Below are 21,841 nucleotides of genomic sequence, written 5' to 3'. Positions count from 1 at the left end.
CTCGTTTCCGATCCGGAAACAGGGGGTGATTTTATTCAGAAACACGAGGAATTGCATTATGTTGAAGAACTGGAGGGTCCTGGCCCTGGTGGGGGGCTACGGCATTTTATTTGCTCTTCTGTACCGGCACACCTTCCCATATCTGCTTTCTCAATGGGACAGCCCCGATTTCAACTACTGTTACCTGGTTCCCCTGGTTGTCGCCTACCTGATCTGGGACAGGCGGGACGAGTTTAACCGGGTGCCGGCAACGGTTTCCTGGTGGGGGCTTCTGGTGGTGTTCCCGGGGCTTGGGCTGTTCTGGCTCGGGGAACTGGGCGGGGAATACTTCACGCTGTTTCTTTCCCTCTGGCTGGTGGCGGTCGGGCTGCTCTGGCTGCATCTGGGCGGAGCGAAGCTGAAAACCATCCGGTTTCCCCTGCTGTTGAGCCTGGCGATGTTCCCGCCGCCCAATCTGGTCGCCTCCAACCTGTCCCTGCAGCTCAAGCTGATCTCCTCGAAGATGGGCGTGATCATGATGCAGCTGATGGGGATGACCGCCTACCGGGAGGGGAACGTCATCGACCTCGGCTTCACCCGGCTGCAGGTGGTCGATGCCTGCAGCGGCCTGCGCTACCTGTTCCCGATCATCATTCTCGGCCTGATCCTGGCCTACATGTTTCGCGGCGCCTGGTGGAAGAAAGCCGTGCTTGTGCTGTCCACCGTCCCCCTGGTGGTTCTGACCAACGGTCTGCGCATTGCCGCCACCGGTTTCCTGTTCCAGTTCTGGGGGCCGGCCGTTGCCGAAGGTTTTTTCCATGATTTCGCCGGCTGGTTCACCTTCATGTTCGTGCTCGGCGTACTTGTCCCCGAGATGATGCTGCTCAAGCGAATATTTCCCGATCGGCTGGGCCCAAACCCAGCCCGGGAAGCGGCGACAGCTGTGGGGGAAGTCCCGGGACGCGCTCTGCCGCTGCCCGCCGCGGTGATCGGTTTGCTGCTCATGCTGGTCACGGTCGCCGCCGCCCAGGGGATCGATTTCCGGGAGAAGACCCCGGTCAAGCAGCCCCTGGCCGGATTCCCGCTCAGGATCGGAGAGTGGCAGGGCATTCCTCAATCCCTTGAGCAGAAGTATATCGATGCCCTCGATTTTTCCGACTACCTGCTGATCGACTACCGGGACCCGCGCGGTTCGGTCATTAATCTCTACATCGCCTACTACGAAACCCAGCGCAAGGGGGAGTCGATCCATTCTCCCTCCTCCTGCCTCCCGGGAGACGGATGGGTCTTCAACGACGCCGGTCTGACCACCGTGACCATCAACCCTGAGGAGGGCCGGCAGATTCGGATCAAGCGGGCCATCATCGAGAAGGGGGATTACAGGCAGCTGACCTATTACTGGTTTCCCCAGCGCGGCCGGATTCTCACCGGCATGGCGGAAATGAAGCTGTTCAACTTCTGGGATGCCCTGATCTACCAGCGCACCGACGGCTCCCTGGTGCGCCTGATAACCCCGGTCAGCAAAGAGGAAACGGTTGAACTGGCCGACCGCCGCCTGCAGGAGATGACCCGGACGGTCGTGCAACTGCTCGATCAGTATCTGCCGGGAAAAGAAGGGTAAAGATTCAGGTTTCAGGAGCCAGGTTTCAGGTATCAGGTTCAAGATAAAAGGTCGAAGTCCTTTATTCGTTTGCTTTTAATTTTCGCCAGTCACCAGCCACCAGCCACCAGCCACTAGCCCCTGGTTTTATAATGTCCTATTTCGCCGCACTGCTGATGTCGCTGTTCATCACCCTGGCGTTGGTGCCGCTATTGCGGACCTTTGCGATCCGCTGGGGTGCGGTGGACTTGCCCAATGAGCGCAAGGTGCACAAGCGGCCGATCCCCCGGATCGGCGGGGTGGCCATGGCTTTCGGGGTCATGATTCCGGTTCTGCTCTGGATGCCGAATACCTCCCTGCTCCTGCCGTTGGTGACAGCCTCCGGCCTGATCGCGGCCTTCGGTTTTCTGGACGATCTGCGGGAGCTGAATTCAGCCACCAAGTTCGGTGTCCAGGTGTTGGCCGCCCTGATCGTGATTTTCTGGGGCGGGGTTCAGATTCGCTCCCTTGATGGGTTGCTTCCCGAAGGATTCCTGCTGCCTCCCTTCTTATCGATCCCGCTGACCCTGACGGCAATCGTCGGCGTCACCAATGCCATCAACCTGGCGGACGGGCTTGACGGGCTGGCGGGAGGGATCTCACTGTTGACCTTCGCGGCCCTGACCTGGCTCGGTTTCGAATCGGGAAGATGGGAGGTGGCCCTGGTGGCGGCCAGCGTGTGCGGGGCGATTTTCGGCTTCCTGCGCTTCAATACCCATCCGGCCTCGATCTTCATGGGGGACGCGGGCAGTCAGCTGCTCGGGTTTCTGGCCATCGTCCTGTCCCTGGAAATGAGCCAGCAGGCCCCCTACAGTCCCTTCTTCCCGCTGATGCTGCTCGCCTTTCCGGTCTTCGATACTTTGCGGGTCATGGTCGAGCGGGTCAGACGGGGGCTGCCGCCCTTCAGCGCCGACCGCAATCATTTTCACCATAAACTTCTCGCCCGGGGACTCTACCATTCGGAAGCGGTGGCCCTTATCTATGTTCTGCACGCTTTACTGACAGTCGGAGCCTGCCTGTTCCGTTTTGGGCCCGAGGGAGGTTTACTGGCCGGATGCGCCGGATTTTCCGGCATGGCGATGCTGCTGCTGAAAAGCCCGGTTCACGAAGCGAAAAGTGATTCTCCCCTTCACCGCCTGGCAAAGCCCCTGCTGTCAACCTGGGCGGGCATCCGCGGTTCCGATCTGCCGATCCGCTGGGCATTCACGGGCCTGAAGTTACTCCTGGCCCTGATCGGGCTGCGTCTTGTTTTGCTGCTGCCTGTCGGCACTCCCTCCTGGTTCCCCTGGTTTCTTGCAGGAACCGGAGGAATGCTCCTGGCCGGCCTGGCCATGCCCGAGGACTGGCGGGGTTGGATGCTGCGGGGTGCCTTTTTCCTGGTCGTGCCCTTTCTGGTCTATTTCGGACAGTTTAACGGCAAGGATTTGCCCGTGCCCGTTTTTCTGCTGCACCTGGCCGACGGTGGGTTCCTGGTCCTCGGTCTGGTGGCGACCATGGTCATCAAGCTGACCCGGCGCTCCGGCTATCGCAGCACGCCCCTCGACCTGCTGATTCTTCTCATCGTTCTTGCGGCCCCTCTCTTTGCGGGTACGATCCAGGAAAGGATGCGGCTGCTGATCGTCGCGGCGGAAATCCTGGTGCTGTTTTTCAGCTTCGAGGTGCTGCTGGTGGAATTGCGCCACCGTTTCAGGAAACTGCAGCTTGTTTCAGCTCTTTTTCTGCTGGCCGGGGCCGGTGGATTGCTGCAAACGGTATTCTAAATCAGGCCTAACAAGATTTTTACAATGAGTCCACAGTATCTGCTCTCCGGTTTTATGGAATGATCGACTTCCCTTTGAAAGGCGGACAACATGAAACTCATTTTTCTGGCTGCCCTGTGCATGATCATCGGATCGATCATTGTCGGCTGCAGCGGTCCTGAAGAGAAAAAAGCCCGGTTCTTCTCCAAAGGGCAATCCCTGTACGATGAAGGGGAGTATGTCAAAGCCGGTCTGGAATTCAAGAACGCGCTGCAGATCGACCCCAAATACGTCGACGCCCACCACATGCTCGGTATGACTGAGCTGGCGCAGGGGAATTTCAAGGGAGCTCTTGGCCGGTTCCAGAAGACGGTCGAACTCGATCCTCAACACTCCGGCGCTCACCTGCAGATCGGCAAGATCTACCTCGGCGCCCAGCTGCCGGAAAAAGCCATGGACGAGGCCGAGGCGGTCCTGAAGGCCGTACCGCAGCATCCGGAGGCGAAGCTTCTGAAAGCAGCGGTCTGGGTTGCCCAGAAAAACTGGGAGCAGGTTGATCCGTTCCTGAAAAAAATGCTGGAGGAAGGGGAGAAGCAGCCGGATCTCTTCCTGCTGCTGGCCGTTGTCTCTCGCGAGCAGGGCAGGGTGGACGAGGCCCAGGCGCTGATCGAAAAGGGACTGGAAGTCAACCCCGCCAACCTGCCGCTCCAGCTTAAGCTGGCCGAGTACTATCAGCTGCGCGGAAGTTTTCAGAAGGCCGCCGAACTGCTGCGCCAGGCCAGCAAGGATCATCCGGAGAAGCCCGAACTGGCTCTCCTGCTGGCCCGTCTTCATGTCCAGGCCGGGCAGGTGAAGGAGGCCGATGAGGTGCTGCGGGACTACCTGGATTCGGCTGGCGAAAAGGACCAGGCCTGGCTCCAGGTCGCCGAGCTCCACCTGGCTGGCGGCGATGTCAATAAGGCCCGCACGCTGCTGGAGGACGGCCTCCGCGGGCACCCCCGTTTGAGCAAGGTGCGGCTGGCGTTGGCAGAACTGATCCTCAAGTCCGAAGGGGACGTCGAGAAATCCAGAACCCTGCTGCAGGAAGGGCTTTCGGGGATCAAGGACGACGAAAGCCCCGAAGCCCTCGAGCTGATGACCGCCCTGGCGGGGCTTCATTTTCAGCAGGGAAATTTCGATCAGGCCGAGCAGACTGCCTCCAAAGTTCTCAAGAGCAGCGCCAAAAATGTGGACGCTCTCTATATTCTCGGCAGCCTGCAGCTGATGAAAGGGGATGCGGCCGAGGCTGTAACCTCTTTCCGCACTGTGGTCGGAGAGCGTCCCGATTTTGCCGAGGCACGGATCCGTCTCGCGGATGCCCATCTCATGAACCGGGAACTCAATCTGGCCGCCGACATCCTGCAGCAGGGCCTCGACCTTTTCCCGGAATCCCGGCCGCTGCTGATGGCTCTGAGTCGCTTGCAGATGAGGCAGGGGCAGCTGGCCGCCGCCCGCACCCTTCTCCAGGACTGGCTGAAAAAACATCCCGAAGACCTGGAAGTGCTCACCCAGGCCGCCGATCTTTACGCTTTCGAAGGGCGTTCGGCTGAAGCGGGGGAGATTTATGCGCGGCTGATCGAAAACGCGCCCGAACTGCCCGTGGGCTATCTCCGCCTGAGTGCCTGGCACCAGAGCCGGAAGGAGCCGGGCAAAGCCCTGGCCGAACTGGAAAAAGGAGTGCGGAAACTGCCTGACAACGATCTGCTGGCGGCCGCCTACATGCAGCTCAGTCTCAGCCAGGGCCGGGTGCAGGAAGCCGTTGATTTCGTTGCAAAACGGCTCGACCGCCGGGGGGCAAACCCCTTTGATCACAATCTGCAGGGGGAACTGCTTCTCGTGCAGAGGCGCCCCGCTGAGGCTCGGGAGGAATTTGAGAAGGCGATCGCCCTGCAGCCCGATTGGCCGGCCCCCTACAAACATCTCGCCGAATCTTTTCTGCGTGAAGGGGAGATGGAACAGGCCGAAGCCGTTCTGCAGCGGGCTCTTGAAAAAACGCCCCGCAACGTCGGAGCCTACCAGGCGCTCAGCTATCTGAAACAGCGGCGGGGAGATCGTTCCGGTGCCATATCCCTGCTCGAAAAGGCTCTCGAGGTCCAGCCGGATTTCTGGCGGGGGGCCAATGACCTGGCCTTTCTGCTGGCCGAGGGCCCGACCGGCCAGGAGGAGCTGGACAAAGCGCTCAAGCTGGTGCTGCAGGCCCGCAGTTTCGCTCCCGAAGATCCTTCCGTCCTGGATACCCTGGGCTGGGTCCACTACCGGCGCGGCAATCATGCAGAAGCCCAGCAGTGGTTGCGGCAGGCGCTGGCCGCTTCCCCCGAAAATCCGGTCATCAACTTCCACCTGGGGATGATTGCCCTCGATATGGGCAACAAGGAGGAAGCGAAGAAATATCTGGAAAAATCCCTGGCTGGCAACGAACCCTTCATTGGCCGGGAAGAGGCGGAGAAGGCGTTAAAGGCGGCGGTTAGCGGCTAGGGGTCAGGGGCTGGCAACTACTAGCAACCAGCAACTAGCGACTAGCAACTGAATTCAGGAGTTTGTTATGCGAATTTTCCTTGGTCTCATCCTGCTAGCGGCGGTGTTGACGGGGGTTTGGATGGTGCCGGTGCCGGTCGGGGCCTGGTCTTTGTGGAACGATCCCCATGACGGCAACTATGCTCCTGTTCCCGATCAGGGCAAATCCCGGAAGAAAGAGGTTCAGTCTGTCGAGGAGAGGGCTGCCGCGACCAAGCGGGAAGCTCTCGATGCCATGCGCCGCCTGGAAAAGGCGCGGCGTGCGGCGCAGCAGGCCGAAGCGGAGCGGCTGGCTCTGGAGCAGGCCGGAAAAGAGCAGGACTCCCCCAAGCTGAAGGAGGCCCGGCAGAAGTCCGAGGCCGCCCGGCAGCAGACCCAGGAGGCCGTGCGCCGTCTCGAGGAGGCGCGACGGGCCGCCATGGGCGCGGGGGCGGAGACTGCGCCTTCGCAACCGGCGCCCGCCGTCCGTGAGGAACCGACCACCTATGCCGCCGCAACCGTTCGGAACGAAGCGGAAGCGGAACAGGCGGACCTGGAGAAATTGCGCGCCATGGCGGCCCGGGAGCAGGCCGAAGCCCTGAAGGCCAAACAGGAAGAGGCCGAACGGGCCGCTCATGCCCTGGAGCAGCAGGTCAGGGAACGGCAGGAGCTGGAGCGGCTGCGCGCCGCGGCCGCCCGCGAACGGGCCGAAGCTCTGGAGGCGCAAAAGGCCGAAGCCGAAAGGCGGGCCCGGGAGCAGGCCGCCCGTGAACAGGCGGAGCTGGAGCGTCTGCGGGAAATGGCCGCCCGTGAACGAGCCGAAGCCGCGGCGGCCAAAAAGGCCGAAGCCGACCGGATGGCGGGTGAGGCGGCTGCACGGGAACAGGCTGATCTGGACAGGCTGCGGGTTCAGGCCGCCCGGGAGCGGGAAGAGTCGCTGATCCTTGAGCGGGCCGGGGCCGAGCGTGCCGCTCTGGAGCAGGCGATCGTCAAGCCTGCGGTCCTGAAGGAAACGGTTTTTCAGCCGTCTGCCCCTTCTGCATCCGAAGCCTTCGTGCCGGCGCCCTCGCCTTCGGCCGAAAATGCCGCACCCGGCGACTACCTGCTCGGGCCGGGGGATGTGGTGGACGTGTCGGTGTGGAAGGACGAAGCCCTGAGCCGGACCGTGGTGATCTCCCCGGACGGGATGATCTCTCTCCCTCTGGTAGGGGAGGTGAAGGCCGCGGGACAGCGTCTCCACGAACTGAAGACGGATCTGGAGAGCCGGCTCTCGCCCTATGTCCCCGACCCGGTGATCTCTCTTGACGTCAAGCAGGCCAACAGCATGCAGATCTATATCATCGGCAAGGTCAACAGCCCCGGCCGTTTCCTGATCACCAGCAACATCAATGTCCTGCAGGCTCTCGCCATGGCCGGCGGTCTCAATCCCTTCGCCGACAAGGACGACATCCGCATCATGCGCGAGCTCGGCAACGGAAAAACCCGGACCTTCGACTTCGATTACAAGAAGGTGATGCGGGGCGACAATCTCGATCAGAACATCCGCCTGCAGCGCGGCGACGTCATCGTCGTTCCCTGACCGGCGGTCGATCATGAGCAGTTGCAGGCTTATCTCTAAAATCGGGCGCTGCTGCCGTCGGGCGCTCCTGGTGATGACGATCCTCCTCGTCGCGGCCGTTCCCGCAATGGCCGCCCAGCTCAAACTGGTGCCCTCGCTGACCTTGCGGCAGGAGTACAACGACAACCTGTTTTTCGAGGATTCGGACGAGGAGCGCCACTGGATCACCACGGTCTATCCCGGACTGGACCTTGTGCGCAAAACCGAACGGCTGCAGCTGGATGCCACGGCCCGTCTGGGCCTGAGGAAGTACCTCGATCAGGAGCAGCTCGATTCCATCGATCAGCAGTACCGGGGAACCCTCCAGTGGCGGTTCGGGCCGCGGTTGGCCCTCAACCTGGCAGGCGGCTATCTGCGGGATTTCCGTACCGACCGCGACCTGGAAGAGATCGGCCTGACGACGGCCCAAACCCGCAGAGATCGGGAGCAGGCCGGTCTGGGAGTGGAATACGCCCTCACCGAACGTTCGCGGCTCGACTTGGGCTGGGGTTTCATCCGGACCGAGTACGAGGAGGACGAGGAGGCCGACAGCGACAGCCATACCGCAAGCATCGGCTGGTCCTACGCACTGACCGAGCGGATGCAGAACCGGTTGAGCCTCGGGTACAGCCACAGTGAATTCACCGGCTCGCGCATCGACAACCTCGTGCTGTCGACGGGCCTGTCCTATTCCGGCTCTGAACGCCTGACCTGGCAAGTGATGGCGGGCGGACGTTATACCCGCTCCCGCTTCGAGGAGTCTGTGCTGGTTGGTTTCACCGAGGTGGTCCCGGGTGTTTTTGTCGGAGTGTTTGAAAAAAGGGACGAGGAATCCGATGATCTGGGCTGGGTCGCCTCCGCCTCCGTCAACTGGAAGGGGGAGTTCAGCCAGGCCGGTCTCGCCCTGCAGCGGGAGGTTCGCCTGGCTTCGGGCCGGACCGGATCCACGGAGGTCACCTCTCTGGTGCTCAACGGCAGCCATCGGCTCAGCGAACAGTTCTCCATGACCTTCAGCGGCGGCTACTATATCAACGAGGCCGACGAGGGGGAGTTCGGCGGCGAGGGGATCGACGAGCAGACCCTGCGGCTGTCCCCCGGACTGAAGTACCAGTGGACCCCGGATCTATCTGCAGAACTGAGCTACGATTACACCCGGCTCGATGACCGGGAAGAGGATACCGAACAGACCCGAAATCTGGTTTTCCTCAGATTGACGTATCGCTTTCCGGTGGAATTCTGATGAATTCGCAAATTTATTCCGTCATGCTCGAGTGGCACCATCGGGCATCCATGATTTCAAGGATTAACGGCTGGATTCCCGATCAAAATCGCCTCGGGAATGACATTTTGCGGAACAGTAACTTTTGAAAGACAATATTTCGGTTTTTGCAGTTACCCCTTACACCTTACTCCTCGCTCCTCACACTTGCAGGGGTTTTAAAGAGAGGGATTAGAATGCAACAGGAGAACATCTCGCTCCAGGATATCTGGCGTATCGCCAAGCGCCGCATCTGGACTTTCATCATCCCCGCCGGGTCTCTGACCGTCCTGGCCCTGCTGGTCGCCTTTCTGCTGCCGCCGGTGTTCCAGTCGAACTCCACCATCCTCATCGAGGAGCAGGAGATCCCCCGGGACTACGTGCTGACCACGGTGACCGGCTTCGCCGAGCAGCGCCTGCAAACCATCACCCAGCGGATCATGAGCGCCACCCGACTGCTCGAGATCATCAACCGCTACGGCCTCTATGCCGACAAGCGACAGAAGTGGACCAGCGAGGAGACGGTGGACCGGATGCGCAAGGATATCCGCTTCGAGACCATCAGCTCCGACGTAATCGATCCGCGCTCGGGGCGGGCCACCGCGGCGACCATTGCCTTCCGGCTGTCCTATCGGTCGGGCAGTCCCGGCACCGCCCAGCAGATCGCCAACGTCCTGACCTCCCTCTATCTCGAGGAGAACCTCAAGGTCCGCCAGCAGCAGACCCAGGGCGCCTCCAAGTTCCTCGAAGACGAAATGCAGGACCTGAAGACCCAGCTCGAGGAGAGCGACAAGAAGATCGCCGCTTTCAAGCAGAAGCATCTCGACAATCTCCCGGAACTTGTCAATTTCAATCTCCAGTCCCTCGACCGCACGGAACGGGACATCGATCAGCTGCAGAGCCAGCTGGGGATGCTGCGGGAGCGGGAGAGCTACCTGCAGACCCAGTTGGCCAGCATACCGGCCGATGCCCGCGACCAGGACCGCCAGCGGCTGGCCGAACTGCGGCTGCAGCTCACCAACCTGCTGAGCCGGGTGAGCGAAGCCTATCCCGACGTGGCGAAACTGCGCGCCGAAATTGCCGAGATCGAAGGCCGACTGAAAATCACCGGCGGAGAAACCGGCGACAAGCCGGACAACCAGGCCTACATCACCTTGTCCGCCCAATTGGCCAGTACCCAGTCGGAGATCGAATCGGTCAAGTCCCAGGTTGACGGTTTCTACAAAAAACGGGAGGAATACCGTGGGCGGATCGAGGGAGCCCCCAAGGTGGAGGAAGTCTACAAGGTGCTGGTCGCCGAGCGGAACAACATCCAGGCCAAGTTCGACGAGCTATCCAACAAGTTCATGGAGGCCCGCCTGGCTCAAGGGCTTGAGCGGGATCAGATGGGCGAGCGCTTCACCCTGATCGAAGCCGCCAGCCTGCCGGAAAAGCCGGTGAGCCCCAACCGCCCTGCCATCGCCCTGATCGGCCTGATCCTCGGGGTCGGCGCCGGGGCCGGCCTGGTGGCCCTGCTTGAATACGGCGACAATTCGGTCCGCTCCACCGAGGAACTGTCCCGCAAGCTGCGCCTGCCGGTGCTGGCAGGCATCCCCGAAATCGTCACCGCCTCGCAGCAGGCCCGCATGCAGCGCCGCCGCCGCATGATGCAGCTCGGTGTACTGGTGCTGCTGGTCGGCGGCGTGATGATCTTCCACTTCTTCATCATGGACCTCGATATCTTCTGGGCCAAGCTCAGCCGGAGGATGGATGTTTAACGGCAGTTGCTAGTTGCTAGTTGCTGGTGGCTGGTTGAAAAGCGGTTCAAAGGCAGGGCTCATATAGCCAATATAGCAACTGCAATTTTTTGATTTGTTGGGTTGTCCAGCAACCAGCAACCAGCTACTGGTTTCACAAGGAGAAAACAATGTCGGAAATGCCGGGAACTGCTGAAAGCCTGACGGATCAGGATGCAGGACCGTTTGCTTTTTCTGTTGGAGAGGGTGTGCAGCAGGATGAACGGTCGAAGAAATCGGGGTGGATGTCCCCCAATTACAACCGCTCCCGGCAGATGACCCTTGACGAGGAACTGGTCATGGAGAATCGCTGCGTGGCGCTGCGCAGCGAGTTGCCGGAGGTCGACTACTACCGGGTGCTGCGCACCCAGATCCTGCAGTTGACCCAGAAGAGCGGCGGCAACACCATCATGATCACCAGTCCGGTGGCCGGCGAGGGGAAGACCCTGACCGCCGTCAACCTGGCCCTGACCTTCGCCCGCGACTTCAAGAAAACCGCCCTGCTGGTCGACTGCGACCTGCGCAAACAGCAGGTGCGGGAAGTGCTCGGCATCCGCAGCGACAAGGGGCTGGTCGACTACCTGCTCTACGACTGCCCGGTGTCCGAGCTGATGATCTGGCCCGGCATCGAAAAGCTCACCGTCATCTCCGGCGGGCGCACCATGGAGGAGAGCACCGAACTGCTCGGCTCGCCCCTGATGCAGGACCTGGTGGCCGAAATGAAGAACCGCTATCCCGATCGCTATGTCTTTTTCGATGTGCCCGCGGTGCTGGACGGCGCCGACGCTCTGGCCTTCGCTCCCCTGGTGGATCACATTCTGCTCACCGTCCGGGCCGGAAGCACCGCGCAGGCCGATATCCGCAAGGCCGTCGAACTGCTGCCCCGGGAGAAGATCCTGGGCCTGGTTCTCAACTGTGAGGACAAGGGGCAAAAGAAGCCACTCAGGAAAAAATACCGGTAAACAAAATTAACATCTTTTCCAAACAAAGATGAAACAATGGCCGAGTACATTATGAAGCGTAAAAAGAATACGGCGGAACAGGTTTCGTTAGAGGGCGGCGTTGCCGATATATCCATGGACCTGAAAAGCCTTCTTATCGAAATCGAAGAGCGTCTGGTCGATGCGGCTCAACGCCGGTTCACCGGCGAAATCAGGCTGACCTTCAATGTCAGCCAGGGCGGTTTCAGTACCAGCTACATCGAAAAGGAAAGGGAAAATCTGGTTAAAAAACGGCTGGGAAAATCGGGGAAATAGTTCTCCTTTCCCGGTCCGGAAAACCGGATTTACCAACACAGACTAATACGGATCGGTTACCGAGAAAACCCGCCCAGGCGGGATCTTTCCAGGCCCGGCGAGAAAACGAGTGGCGCAATCTACTCGGCTTCTTTCCGGGCTTTTTTGCGGCCTGAATTCGGACTCAGCCCCAGGCGGGTCCTGCCCAGAGGGGCAATAGACGGACCGCAGAAAGCCCGCAGCCGAAAGCCACGCAGAGAGGAGGTGATGGGCGGGTTATTTGGCCGCGAGCGGCCCCAATGAACTGGTCATTTTATGACCGGCCGGCCACGGTGGTCGGCCGTCCTCAGTAAAAAGCCAAACCCATCGCGAGGTGGGGACGGAAAGCCTTCGGGTGCGCTCACTGCCTGGCAGGAGCGGACGGCCGGGTTGTCTGGGGAACAATCGGACACGATTCGAGGACAGTTTATTTATCAGGAGATAAAACAATGAAAAAGTTTCTTTCCCTTATCGCCATTGCCGCCATGGCTCTGGTCTTCACGGCGGGCAGTGCGCTGGCCGATTTTGCCTCCGGCCAGTTGATTCGCGTCATCTATCAGGACAACGGTGACGTTGAAATGGCCACCTCACTTGGTTCTGTAGCCGATCTGCTGGGTACCAACAACAACACCGTCGGCAGCTCCGTCAGCCTCAGCAGTTTTGCAGGTGCAGACTATTCCAATCTCAACGTTGCCTACCTGGTGTATGGGGGTGGTGCCAATACTACTCACTATTTCAGTGGTGAGACCGATGTGGTGCCGATGACTGGCAGCCGTAATGGCAGTTCGCTGAATACCAATCTGAATACCGTGGTGAGCTACTACTCTACCCTGGGCACCGACTCCGCAACAGCTTCCCAAGGTAGTGTGTTGTCTTTTGCCTACAGGTTTGGTACCGATGGTCTTCTGGCCGATTTCTATACCAGGGGTAATGCCATCGCCAACTTGGCCGACCTGGCCACCGCCGGCTATGTCGACCAGACTCTCTATTCCTTTGCCACCCCCAATGCCGCAGCCGCAGGTGTTGCCGTAGCCACCCTGCGCACCGCACTGGTCAACGGCGTCATGGTAACGACCGTCAACCCCTCCGCTGTACCGGTGCCTGCCTCCCTGCTGCTGTTCGGTTCGGGCCTGCTCGGTCTGGTCGGTGTTCGCCGCAAAACGGCTTAATGACCCATTCACCTTTCAATACAAGGAGAAAGCCATGCTAAAGAAACTCGTAGCTACCTCAGCCGCTGCTCTTATGGTGGCCGGTGCCATCGGTACCGCCGGCGCAGCCACCCGTGAAATAAACCTTTATGGAGCTTCCGCGCAATACCTGTTCTGGAACGACGCCGCCGACAATTTCCTGACCAGCAAGGGTTGCACCATCGCCAAGACGCCGACACAGTATGACAGCAAGCACGGCATTGCCGTCGGCACCAACTGCAGCTCTTATGGCGATGACACCGTCGTTATCAGCTACACCTCCAAAGCGTCCTATGACGGCATTATGGCCGCAAACAGCCAGGTCCATCCCAGCGAGGCCAACACCGGCTGCACCGCCCCCAACGAGCGTCAGGTGGCGACCTACAATGTTGATCAGCCTGAATTCAACCCCAATGGCACTCTTGCTCTGGACTGTCGCGACATCACCCTTGGCGCTTCGGATGTTGCCGCAGAAGCTTTCATTCAGATCAGCTCGGGTAAGCTCAGAGGTCCCAACACCGGCAGCACTGCCATGGCCGATCGCAACTTTGTTACTTACCCCGTCGACGGCAGCGGCTTGATCACTTACAACCCTGTGATCGTTCCCTTTGCGCCTTTCCTCAGCAAAGACGTCACCATGAACACCTGCGACGGCGGCACCAACGCCGGCGAAATGTGCGCCTCGGCCGTGGATTGCCCCGGTTCCACCTGCACCGCCAAGGAACTGGACAATATCTCCCGGGAGATGCTGGTGCAGATCTTCTCCGGCAACGCCTGGTACTGGTCCGATTTCGGTGCCGGCTTCCCCGCCGAGCCGATCACCGTCTGCCTGCGTCATGCTGGATCCGGCACCCATGCGACTCTTGACCTTGCTGTTATGAACAGTAAATGGGGGGCATCTCTGATCTCCGCTGAAAGCGCTGCCGATCCGATCGCCTGGTTCAATGACGGTTCTTCAGACATGATGGCGTGCATCAACGGCAACTACAGCACCACCTACGCCATCGGCTATGCCGACGCCGACCAGCTGGAAGGCAGCTCCTCCTATCCCAATGTCTACCAGCCCAAATACAACGGTTTCACCCCGACCCGCGCGAACATCCGCAACGGTCTCTATGACTGGTGGAGCGCTCAGTGGATGTACGAAGCTCCCGGGGAACCCACCGCGATCCACAATGTAATTACCGATCTGGTCGACTTCGCCTCGGTACCGGCCAACATCCCTTCCACCAAGGCCAAGTTCTGGGCGGCCCAGGACGAAATGACCTGGATGAAGTCCAGCGACTTCAAATACCCCAAATACCAGGGTGCTGCTGATCCCCAAACTCCCTGATCAGGGTTTGGCTTTGCCTGAATCTGCAGTTTGCTGATGAGAGGGCCTCTTCGGAGGCCCTCTCCCACCTGAAATCCCGTTCGGCCTGAACCGTTCCACGGTTCGGGCCTTTCCTGCTGAAGGGGTGGCTATGGCGTTTTCGATGAAACATAACCGGGCTGTACTGGTACTGGCCCTGGCGGGCGTTTTTGCCGCGGCGGGTCTTGCCGTCGGTTTTGTTCTGCCCTCTTTTCCCCTTTCCGGAAAAGCCGGTGCCGGCGGGAAAGGCCTGGACAAGGGCGTGCAGAGGGACCGCCGCGAATGGAAGGTTTACGATGCCCTGCAGGGATATCATCCCGCTCCGCGTCCCGACGGAAGCCGTGCCCGGCTTTATCCTGCTCCCTCTGTCGGCGGCAAAACTGCCGGAGAGAATCATCGATCCCGGCGGATGGTCAGCGGGCTCGAAGAGAGAGAAGGGCGTGGTCAGGAACTCGCGCTGAATGTGCCTTCGACCTGGCCGGAGAATGTTCGGCACGGGGATTGGCCTGATCTTAACCCCGTGATCATCTGGCCCGATACCGGGGGGCGGGGTTCGGATACGGACGGGGAAGGTGGACAGTTTCCACCAATAATTATCATTCCCAACCCTGGCGGGAATGACGGTTCGGGAGACGACATCGGCCAGAATCCCGGCCCAGGTGGCGATGATCAGCCGAAACCGCCTGGATACGGTTGGGCGGATGCAGGGTGGGGTGAAGAGAATCCGAACACGGCCAATCCGACCCCCGTTCCGGGCGCTGTCTGGCTGCTGGGATCGGGGTTGGCGGTTTGCTGGAGGTTGAGGTTGCGGAAGAAAGCTGATAAATCGGTGAGGAGTGAGGAGTGAGGAGTGAGGAGTCAGGTGTCAGGTGTCAGGTGTCAGGTGTCAGGTGTCAGGTGATGTGCCTCAAACCTTTACCCATTACGCATCACGCATTACGACTTACGGCTTTCCGGCTCTGAACCACCGAGCAATATTCTCACCTGGAAGAAACACGGCTCTTACATTTCCGGATTATTCTGGTAGAAATAATCAAGCTCGATCTGATCGAGACTATTCGGCCTGGACAGACCCGGGCTTAATCCGGAAGTGACATCATGGAACAAATCAATCGCTACGGCCTTTTGCGCCTTCAGTACCTTAAAGCTTTTCAGCCCCAACTGCTGTCGGATCTGAACAATCGGCAGTGCCTCGAAGATCACCTGCTGGATTTCCAACGACAGATGGAGATGGAGGTCGGACAGCTGGTTTTTGCCGGTCTCGAAGATGAAGAAGCGGAAAGATACGTCATCGAAGAGTATCTGGTCGGCAAAGGCGCTTCCGCCCAGCACCCGCCCCTGATGAATCAGTCAAACCAGAACCTGGGATGAAACCCTGAAGTCTTTTACCATCGAACACAGATAAAGACGGATTTACGCAGATAAGACCAAACCGATAAGGGTTATATCCGCTTTTATCCGCAGTTATCTGCGTTCAATAAAAGGCTTTCGAATTTATTCTTACTGATCACCGAAAAGTCATTCGGATGCCCGATTGAGTCACTCGGGCATGACGAGTCAGATATTTCCTCTGTTATTTCCTTTCCGATCTCCGGCGGAATACCCCTATTCCTCCAATCCCCGACGCCAACATCAGCAATGCCGACGGGAGCGGCGTTGCTACTGGAACAGAAGCGGCCAGCAGGTCGCTGGTCCGGATCTGCGGGTTCTGCACACCGACGGCGAGACTCCAGCCGTTCTCGTTGTTCCAGAGCAGATCGTCAACCTGCAGGTTGGTATCCATGAGGCGGCAGATCAGTTCCTGGCCGATCCGGTTTCCCAGCCCGGTGCCGCTCAGCAGATGGCTGAAGCTGCCGAAAACTCCGGTCTGGGCGTTTTCGATCAGCTGCCAGTCGCCGCCCATGGAAGGATCGATTTCAATCCGGAGGTTTTCAAAATCCCCGGCGGGGTTGAGGTTGAGGTAGATCTCATCGAACACCGCACCCCACCCCTGAAACAGTGGATTGGACGAAACCGTGACAGTGACCACGCCGTTGACGGCAGAGGAAACTTCCGCCCTGGCAAAGGCCATTTCTTCGGGAAGGGTGCCGTACAGGCTCGATGTGCTGAGGGGAACCAGGTAAGCGTGGGATAAGGCCGGAAAGGCAGACAGAATACAACCGGTCAGCAGGGACAGCAGCAGTCGTTGCATGATAGCCTCCTTGTCGAATGGAATCGGGAAATAACAGGAAGGGCATCATGCCATATCAATGTTAGGAAAAGATTATTTTTTATCAGTTGCTGGTGGCTGGTAACTGCTAGAAGTATTTATCCTCTGACCATCCTGTCTATCCCTGTTAATCAGGATTTGGTTTTTGATGGGAAGTATTTTTCGCGAGAAGAATCATCCCGATTGCCGTAAACGAAATGGCCAGCAGGCCTCCGGCCGGGACGGCTTCGGGTTCGACACCCAGGGCGAGCTGTTCGTCGAGGCGGGGTAAGGATACGCCGTTGCGGGGATCGGTGATCATGGTGTCCGCCGTGGTCAGCCGGTCGATGATGGCGCTGACGCTTTCGAGCGGATAGGCCGATCGGAGGACGGCGGCGGCTCCGGCCACATGGGGCGCTGCCTGGGAGGTTCCTGCTTTTGTGCTGCCGGCGGCTGTGATCAAAGCGCCGGGGGCGAGCATGGTGAGGAAATCCGCACTGTTGGAGAAGCAGGCGATCTGGTCGGCCGCCCTGCTGCTGTCGGTACAAGCGCTGTAGGCGATGCCGCCCCCCGCGGCATCGTAAACGGCTCCGACGGAAACGATGTCCGGCGTGCAGGCCGGGCTGTTGAGGCCGTCGTCGTAGCCCTGGTTGCCGGCCGCCGCCACCACCACGATTCCCGCGGCCCTGGCATTGGCCACGGGCGTGATATACGGATTGGTGCCCTGGCTGCTGCAGGGCGAGGTGTGGTTTACGCCATCGCCCAGGCTGAGATTGAGGGCGACGATATTGTAGTCTTCCTGGTGAGCAATGGACCAGTTGATGGCGCTGATCAGCAGGGCGTCACTGGAAGTCCCGTCGCTGAAGACGTCCAGGGCTACCAGGTCCGCATTCGGGGCGACGGCGGCCGCTATCGATCCGACATGGGTCCCGTGCCCGATATCATCCAGGGTACCGTCATTCGTGGCTATGTCCAGGGCTGCCGCCACCCGGCATTCGGCCGGCGTTCCGGGCGCTGTGCAGCTGCCGAATTCCGGTCTGGTGTAATCAAGACCGGTATCGATGATGGCGATGGTTGTTCCCTGCCCGCCGTAGCCGAGTTCGGCCGGCAGCGATTGCCGGATGAGGGGGAGGCTTTCCGTCAATTGATGGTAGAGCACCCGGTTGGGGTAAATGGCCCGGACCCTGGCATTTTTTCTTACCCGGTCGAGATCGGCGGTTTCGGGAAGTTGCAAGGCCAGCATCGGCAGGTGGCTGTAGCGGCGCAGAACCTTAGATTCCGGCAGCTTCAATTCCTGCAGGAGCCGGTTCTGGCGGTCCTGGAAGATGCCGGCCTTCTGCTCCTTGGCCAGCCCGTAGCTGACCGGCGCATCGAGCAGGATCAGGTATTGCCCTTCGATTATCCGGGCCGCTGGTGCGGCTGGAGAATTGCCCGGGAAAAAGCTGAGTGCCGCGCTGAGCAGACAAAGAATGAGGACTTTTGTGGTTGTTTTCATGGCCAGTTACTTGGAAGATTCCGTCGCCTTCCGTTCTTTTGTTCGCCTTGAGGTGGGCGTTTATCCCCGCAAGTCGTTCCTCCAGGACAGTACCAAGAGCCTGACGGAGACGGCCGCAAAACCGATTATGTCCACAAGGTCTTTTTCACCGGCGGTGGCTCCAATCTGATTCTGGACTGCTTGATTGCGCGCGGCCATCCCTCCGACAGTGATCAATATCGTGAAATGCTGGAGCGCCATCAGCGGCGTTTCGGCGCCGATGAAAACGACTGTAAAACTTGTCCCCGACAGTCCTCATGCTGCGGCTTTGAAGTAAATCGGGGACATTGTGAGACTCACAAAGTTTGAAACCTTGCGGATTTGGCTATTGTCTTACCGCCGGAGTGGTTGCGCCTGAGGATTTCCGGACGGACATTAAGTAGAATTTTTCGTGAAAAGTCAGCTCCGTATCGTTCGCCGGGCGCCAGCCAAGCCGAGCAACCCGGAACCCAGAAACAAAAGGGCTCCAGGAATGGGCACGACCGCTGCCTGGTTCACCACTGCTTCCAGGCTGGCCTGATCTATACGGAAATCGTTGTTTATAAAACACCAGCAATCTTCTGGAGCGATAACGAGAGTCAGGAACTTCCCGTCCTGCAGATAGGACAACTGGTTGGGTATGTCTATGGCAACCTCGGCATATTGGCGGCCGGAAAAAAGGGAGCCAAGACGAAAAGTTTCCTCGAGCAGAAGTTCATTTCCGTCGTAGATTCCGCTTCGAAAGACCGCCGTCTCCTTCCAGATATCCCTGCTGGAAATGTTGAATCTGAGAGTGGCGGAGGAAACCGTCTGCATGCTCGGATCGAAACTGCTTACGTCCTGGGTGGGGTTATAAGGCCCCTGCCTAACTGCTCCTGAACTGTCACGCAAAACCGCCTGGTCACCCACAGCGGCAAGGTTGAAATTAAAAAAGGCAGACCAGCCTTCATACACATCGAAATACAGATTGTCCTGAGAACTGCCCAGAAAGGTCTCTTCCAGAGCAATAGCGGCACGGGCCGTACCAACCCATGGCGCAGCAAGGCAGATGATCGTGAGTGCCGAAATCAGTATTCTTTTCACTGTACTCCTCCTAACGTCCTTTTGAGATTTTGTTTAGGTCCCATCCTTGCCGGTTCTCTACTCGTCGACTACATACCCTCCTTTCGAAACGCTAAAAGCCGCCAAATGTGAACTTAACGTTCATCTGGCGGCTCGGCTGTCTCTGTTGAGACCCGCGGCTTTCCGTCCCACGTTCACACGTGGTTTGGCTTTTGCTTCGGCTGAATGTGGGCAGGCGGATGACCGGCGCAGGGAACAAAAAAACCCGCACGCAGCAGAACGCCTACGTCCGGGTTCCCCGATCCCTTTCAGCAAGGTCGGGCCAATCCCCTTCTCGCAACTTGGTGGTTGAAGCATTTGGTATCGGGAGATTAAACGATGAATGTTAGCTCTTCGTTAACAGGTCGTTAAAAAACTGTATCACACCTCCCGCCTCCCACTCAGGCGGAGTTTTTCAGGAGATCATCAGGTTCGATTTTCCAATTCTATGCTCTTTCTTAACCTTGTTTGGTTCGGTATTAACACCGCTCGAAGCCGGTTTGAAGGTTTGTCCGGCATTTATTTGAAAAATACGTGCATCGGAGAGATGACCCCGGCGAAAAGAGCTCCCGACTGTGGTTCAGCGGAGGCAGCCTGGCGGGTATAGGCACGCTGCCACCATCTGAGCTGGCGAAGTTTGGAGATCTTTTTGTGCTGATGGTCCTCCATCCGTTCCAGGATGTTGCCCAACACGCGCATGGCTTCCAGAATGAAAGGCCCCTTGTTGAGCATCACACACTCCGCCCGTTCACTCATGGCCGCGTCGGTGATCTCGGCCCTGGACGGTATCCCGTTTTTGGCAAGCGATTCCAGAACCTGGGTTGCCCAGATGACGGGCATATGGGCCGCTTCGCAAAGCCATAATATCTCCTCCTGAACCTCAGCAAGCCTTTGGTAGCCGCATTCAACCGCAAGGTCCCCGCGTGCGATCATGACCCCTGCGGCCTCGCTTCTCATTGCAGCGAGAATGAGGTCCGGCAGCATCTCGAAGCCCCGCCGCGTCTCGATCTTCAGGACTATTCCCAAAAGCGGCGCCCCAAGTTCGGAAAGTAATTCCTGCAGTTGTCTCACATCAGCGACTTCCTGGGCGAAGGACATCCCAACCATGTGGGCATTGCGGACGATGAATTCAAGGTCATTTCGGTCCTTCGGGGTCAATGCCGAAACGGCAAGACGGGTGTCGGGGAGGTTAATACCTTTTTCCCCCCGGAGCTTCTCCCCCTTGCTTCTCGCCTGTACAATCTCCACGCGAATCTGATCTTCCGATACCGCGCGGATGATCCCGCCAATCTTCCCGTCATCGAACCAGATTCTTTCACCGGCTTTGACACTGGAGAAGACCTCGGGGAGTGTGCACCCGATGCTGGCCGGAGACTGCATCCTCCCTTTCTCGTCGTATCGGGCGGAGTGGCCGGCAACCATGGTGCGGGTAAGTATCAGAAAATCGCCATTTTTCAGAAGGATATGCGGATCAGGATCGGCAATTTCTCCAACCCGGCCTTTTTTCGGCTCCTTTTCCTTGGCGGATGGTCGGATGCGGAACACTTCGGTGCCGGGCACGATATACGTCGTATCCTCCAACTCCCCCCAGCATCCTTTCGAATCCCTTGATGTGATTCTGATGTCCCTCTTTTTTCCCCGGGCATCGGAGAAAGTGACCGTGTCCCCCTGCCGAATCCCAGTCAGCCACCGGGAGGGAACGGGAAGCACCGCATCTGCCGGCGCATCTGGAAGGTCCGTCTCTCTTCCCCTGGTAAGCCAGATTCTTGCAGGCGCCGCCACCCGCCCAAACTGGTCGCGAATCGGCCTGATCTTGACCACCCTTGCACCTGACTCCACTGGCCCGGTACGCAGCTTGGGTCCGGCCAGGTCCATGAGTACGTGACACTTCTTCCCCAGTTCCCGCTTGGCGCGGCGGAGGTTGACAATCATCCTTTCCCACACCTCCGGGTCGTTATGAGAGCAGTTGATGCGCATGCAATCCATGCCATTGGCCACAAGATCTCGTACCAGCAGATAATTTTCCGCGGCTTCAGACGGAACTGTCACCATGATTCTAACCCGGCGATGTCCCGGCTTCGGGCCCAGCAAGGTATCTGTATGGCAGTCGAGCAGTGAGGCTCCCTCCTCGAAGGAGATTCCCGAGGTATTGCTTGATGCAGGATATCCGGCTAGTGCGTGGAGATTTCTCAACACCGCCTCCAGTGAGGCGAGCACATGGGGCTCGGCCCTTCCGAGGGACGACAGCCCGCATCGGGCCAACTTCTCCTGTATGGATCGCAAGTCTTGCCGACGTAAAGCCAGGTAGTGCAGAAGGTTTGCCTTGCTCGCCTGGTATCCGGGAGCCACCTCAAAGAAGGAGCCTGCTTCCTGTTCAAGACTCTCCGCCGCGACCTTTAAGCCGGCAACTTTTTCCGCAAGGGTGGTGATCTCGATCATATCCGGATCGGTGTCGTACATTTTTGCCACAGTGCCCCTCCTGCCTTTGCCGGCGCAAATATAAGATTGTCAAATATAGGCAAGTAAAGTCTAAATTGGATTACTTCAAACAGATTGACTTTACGACCGTATCCATTTTTGTTTAGGAAATTATTAGACCATCCAGGAGAAAAACGTAATGGGAAGCCGGCTAAAGATACGGCGAGAATAGTGGCCAAAATCGGGGGTTTTTCTCTTTTGAATAAAAAACATGAGATTCAGGTAGTGCA

General features: G+C 58.8%; 16 protein-coding genes, 1 pseudogene and 2 riboswitches. Of the genes and pseudogenes, 13 read left to right on the top strand and 4 right to left on the bottom strand.

Annotated features, from left to right (window positions below; translation table 11 throughout):
- Positions 1–58: 58 nt before the first annotated feature.
- The 12 genes from xrtD to R2940_18190 all read left to right on the top strand — a co-directional run bounded on the left by xrtD (position 59) and on the right by R2940_18190 (position 15,702).
- A complete protein-coding gene (gene xrtD / locus R2940_18245; GenBank protein ID MEZ4601735.1) occupies positions 59–1,600 on the top strand; it encodes a VPLPA-CTERM-specific exosortase XrtD in 1,542 nt (513 codons plus the stop codon).
- Positions 1,601–1,731: 131 nt separating this feature from the next.
- Entirely contained in the window at positions 1,732–3,378 is a 1,647-nt protein-coding gene (locus tag R2940_18240) for an MraY family glycosyltransferase (protein ID MEZ4601734.1), read from the top strand.
- 90 nt (positions 3,379–3,468) lie between these two features.
- A complete protein-coding gene (locus tag R2940_18235; GenBank protein MEZ4601733.1) occupies positions 3,469–5,871 on the top strand; it encodes a tetratricopeptide repeat protein in 2,403 nt (800 codons plus the stop codon).
- 67 nt (positions 5,872–5,938) lie between these two features.
- Positions 5,939–7,468 (top strand): polysaccharide biosynthesis/export family protein, encoded by a 1,530-nt coding sequence (locus tag R2940_18230; protein ID MEZ4601732.1) that lies wholly within the window; start codon positions 5,939–5,941, stop codon positions 7,466–7,468.
- A gap of 13 nt (positions 7,469–7,481) precedes the next feature.
- Positions 7,482–8,726 (top strand): outer membrane beta-barrel protein, encoded by a 1,245-nt coding sequence (locus tag R2940_18225; GenBank protein MEZ4601731.1) that lies wholly within the window; start codon positions 7,482–7,484, stop codon positions 8,724–8,726.
- A gap of 215 nt (positions 8,727–8,941) precedes the next feature.
- Entirely contained in the window at positions 8,942–10,501 is a 1,560-nt protein-coding gene (locus R2940_18220) for a Wzz/FepE/Etk N-terminal domain-containing protein (protein MEZ4601730.1), read from the top strand.
- A gap of 149 nt (positions 10,502–10,650) precedes the next feature.
- Entirely contained in the window at positions 10,651–11,481 is an 831-nt protein-coding gene (locus R2940_18215) for a hypothetical protein (protein MEZ4601729.1), read from the top strand.
- A gap of 36 nt (positions 11,482–11,517) precedes the next feature.
- On the top strand, positions 11,518–11,775 hold the full coding sequence (locus R2940_18210) for a hypothetical protein (protein MEZ4601728.1): 258 nt from the start codon (positions 11,518–11,520) through the stop codon (positions 11,773–11,775).
- A 325-nt stretch (positions 11,776–12,100) separates the two neighbouring features.
- Positions 12,101–12,191: riboswitch (cyclic di-GMP riboswitch) on the top strand.
- Positions 12,192–12,242: 51 nt separating this feature from the next.
- Entirely contained in the window at positions 12,243–12,962 is a 720-nt protein-coding gene (locus R2940_18205; protein ID MEZ4601727.1) for a PEP-CTERM sorting domain-containing protein, read from the top strand.
- 34 nt (positions 12,963–12,996) lie between these two features.
- A complete protein-coding gene (locus R2940_18200) occupies positions 12,997–14,313 on the top strand; it encodes a substrate-binding domain-containing protein (GenBank protein MEZ4601726.1) in 1,317 nt (438 codons plus the stop codon).
- 142 nt (positions 14,314–14,455) lie between these two features.
- Positions 14,456–15,178: a hypothetical protein gene (locus R2940_18195; GenBank protein MEZ4601725.1), complete on the top strand. Its 723-nt coding sequence runs from the start codon at positions 14,456–14,458 to the stop codon at positions 15,176–15,178.
- A 251-nt stretch (positions 15,179–15,429) separates the two neighbouring features.
- Positions 15,430–15,702: a hypothetical protein gene (locus R2940_18190; protein ID MEZ4601724.1), complete on the top strand. Its 273-nt coding sequence runs from the start codon at positions 15,430–15,432 to the stop codon at positions 15,700–15,702.
- 202 nt (positions 15,703–15,904) lie between these two features.
- Here R2940_18190 and R2940_18185 read toward each other — a convergent pair whose 3' ends face one another.
- Together R2940_18185 and R2940_18180 are read right to left on the bottom strand one after the other, a co-directional pair.
- A complete protein-coding gene (locus R2940_18185) occupies positions 15,905–16,522 on the bottom strand; it encodes a VPLPA-CTERM sorting domain-containing protein (GenBank protein ID MEZ4601723.1) in 618 nt (205 codons plus the stop codon).
- A gap of 145 nt (positions 16,523–16,667) precedes the next feature.
- Entirely contained in the window at positions 16,668–18,014 is a 1,347-nt protein-coding gene (locus R2940_18180; GenBank protein MEZ4601722.1) for a S8 family serine peptidase, read from the bottom strand.
- 114 nt (positions 18,015–18,128) lie between these two features.
- Here R2940_18180 and R2940_18175 point away from each other — a divergent pair.
- A pseudogene (locus R2940_18175) lies at positions 18,129–18,266 on the top strand (ISNCY family transposase).
- 186 nt (positions 18,267–18,452) lie between these two features.
- Here the strand turns inward: R2940_18175 and R2940_18170 are convergent.
- Both R2940_18170 and R2940_18165 read right to left on the bottom strand, forming a co-directional pair.
- Entirely contained in the window at positions 18,453–19,115 is a 663-nt protein-coding gene (locus tag R2940_18170; GenBank protein ID MEZ4601721.1) for a hypothetical protein, read from the bottom strand.
- Between the two features lie 123 nt (positions 19,116–19,238).
- Positions 19,239–19,314: riboswitch (cyclic di-GMP riboswitch) on the bottom strand.
- Between the two features lie 338 nt (positions 19,315–19,652).
- The gene (locus R2940_18165; protein ID MEZ4601720.1) at positions 19,653–21,593 is read right to left on the bottom strand and encodes a pyruvate kinase; all 1,941 of its coding nucleotides are present in this window, start codon (positions 21,591–21,593) and stop codon (positions 19,653–19,655) included.
- Positions 21,594–21,841 lie beyond the last annotated feature (248 nt).

This window comes from Syntrophotaleaceae bacterium, from assembly GCA_041390365.1.
Classification (GTDB): Bacteria; Desulfobacterota; Desulfuromonadia; order Desulfuromonadales; family Syntrophotaleaceae; genus JAWKQB01.
Note: the sequence above shows the minus strand (reverse complement) of the source record. Positions and strands in the feature narration are given on the sequence as shown.

Excerpts from the sequence above, each read along its gene's own strand:
- R2940_18220 (MEZ4601730.1), top strand. The coding sequence starts at position 8,942 with ATGCAACAGGAGAACATCTCGCTCCAGGATATCTGGCGTATCGCCAAG.
- R2940_18205 (MEZ4601727.1), top strand. The coding sequence starts at position 12,243 with ATGAAAAAGTTTCTTTCCCTTATCGCCATTGCCGCCATGGCTCTGGTC.
- R2940_18185 (MEZ4601723.1), bottom strand. The coding sequence starts at position 16,522 with ATGCAACGACTGCTGCTGTCCCTGCTGACCGGTTGTATTCTGTCTGCC.
- R2940_18180 (MEZ4601722.1), bottom strand. The coding sequence starts at position 18,014 with ATGAAAACAACCACAAAAGTCCTCATTCTTTGTCTGCTCAGCGCGGCA.
- R2940_18240 (MEZ4601734.1), top strand. The coding sequence starts at position 1,732 with ATGTCCTATTTCGCCGCACTGCTGATGTCGCTGTTCATCACCCTGGCG.
- xrtD (MEZ4601735.1), top strand. The coding sequence starts at position 59 with ATGTTGAAGAACTGGAGGGTCCTGGCCCTGGTGGGGGGCTACGGCATT.
- R2940_18190 (MEZ4601724.1), top strand. The coding sequence starts at position 15,430 with ATGGAACAAATCAATCGCTACGGCCTTTTGCGCCTTCAGTACCTTAAA.
- R2940_18195 (MEZ4601725.1), top strand. The coding sequence starts at position 14,456 with ATGAAACATAACCGGGCTGTACTGGTACTGGCCCTGGCGGGCGTTTTT.
- R2940_18210 (MEZ4601728.1), top strand. The coding sequence starts at position 11,518 with ATGGCCGAGTACATTATGAAGCGTAAAAAGAATACGGCGGAACAGGTT.
- R2940_18165 (MEZ4601720.1), bottom strand. The coding sequence starts at position 21,593 with ATGTACGACACCGATCCGGATATGATCGAGATCACCACCCTTGCGGAA.
- R2940_18225 (MEZ4601731.1), top strand. The coding sequence starts at position 7,482 with ATGAGCAGTTGCAGGCTTATCTCTAAAATCGGGCGCTGCTGCCGTCGG.
- R2940_18230 (MEZ4601732.1), top strand. The coding sequence starts at position 5,939 with ATGCGAATTTTCCTTGGTCTCATCCTGCTAGCGGCGGTGTTGACGGGG.
- R2940_18235 (MEZ4601733.1), top strand. The coding sequence starts at position 3,469 with ATGAAACTCATTTTTCTGGCTGCCCTGTGCATGATCATCGGATCGATC.
- R2940_18200 (MEZ4601726.1), top strand. The coding sequence starts at position 12,997 with ATGCTAAAGAAACTCGTAGCTACCTCAGCCGCTGCTCTTATGGTGGCC.
- R2940_18215 (MEZ4601729.1), top strand. The coding sequence starts at position 10,651 with ATGTCGGAAATGCCGGGAACTGCTGAAAGCCTGACGGATCAGGATGCA.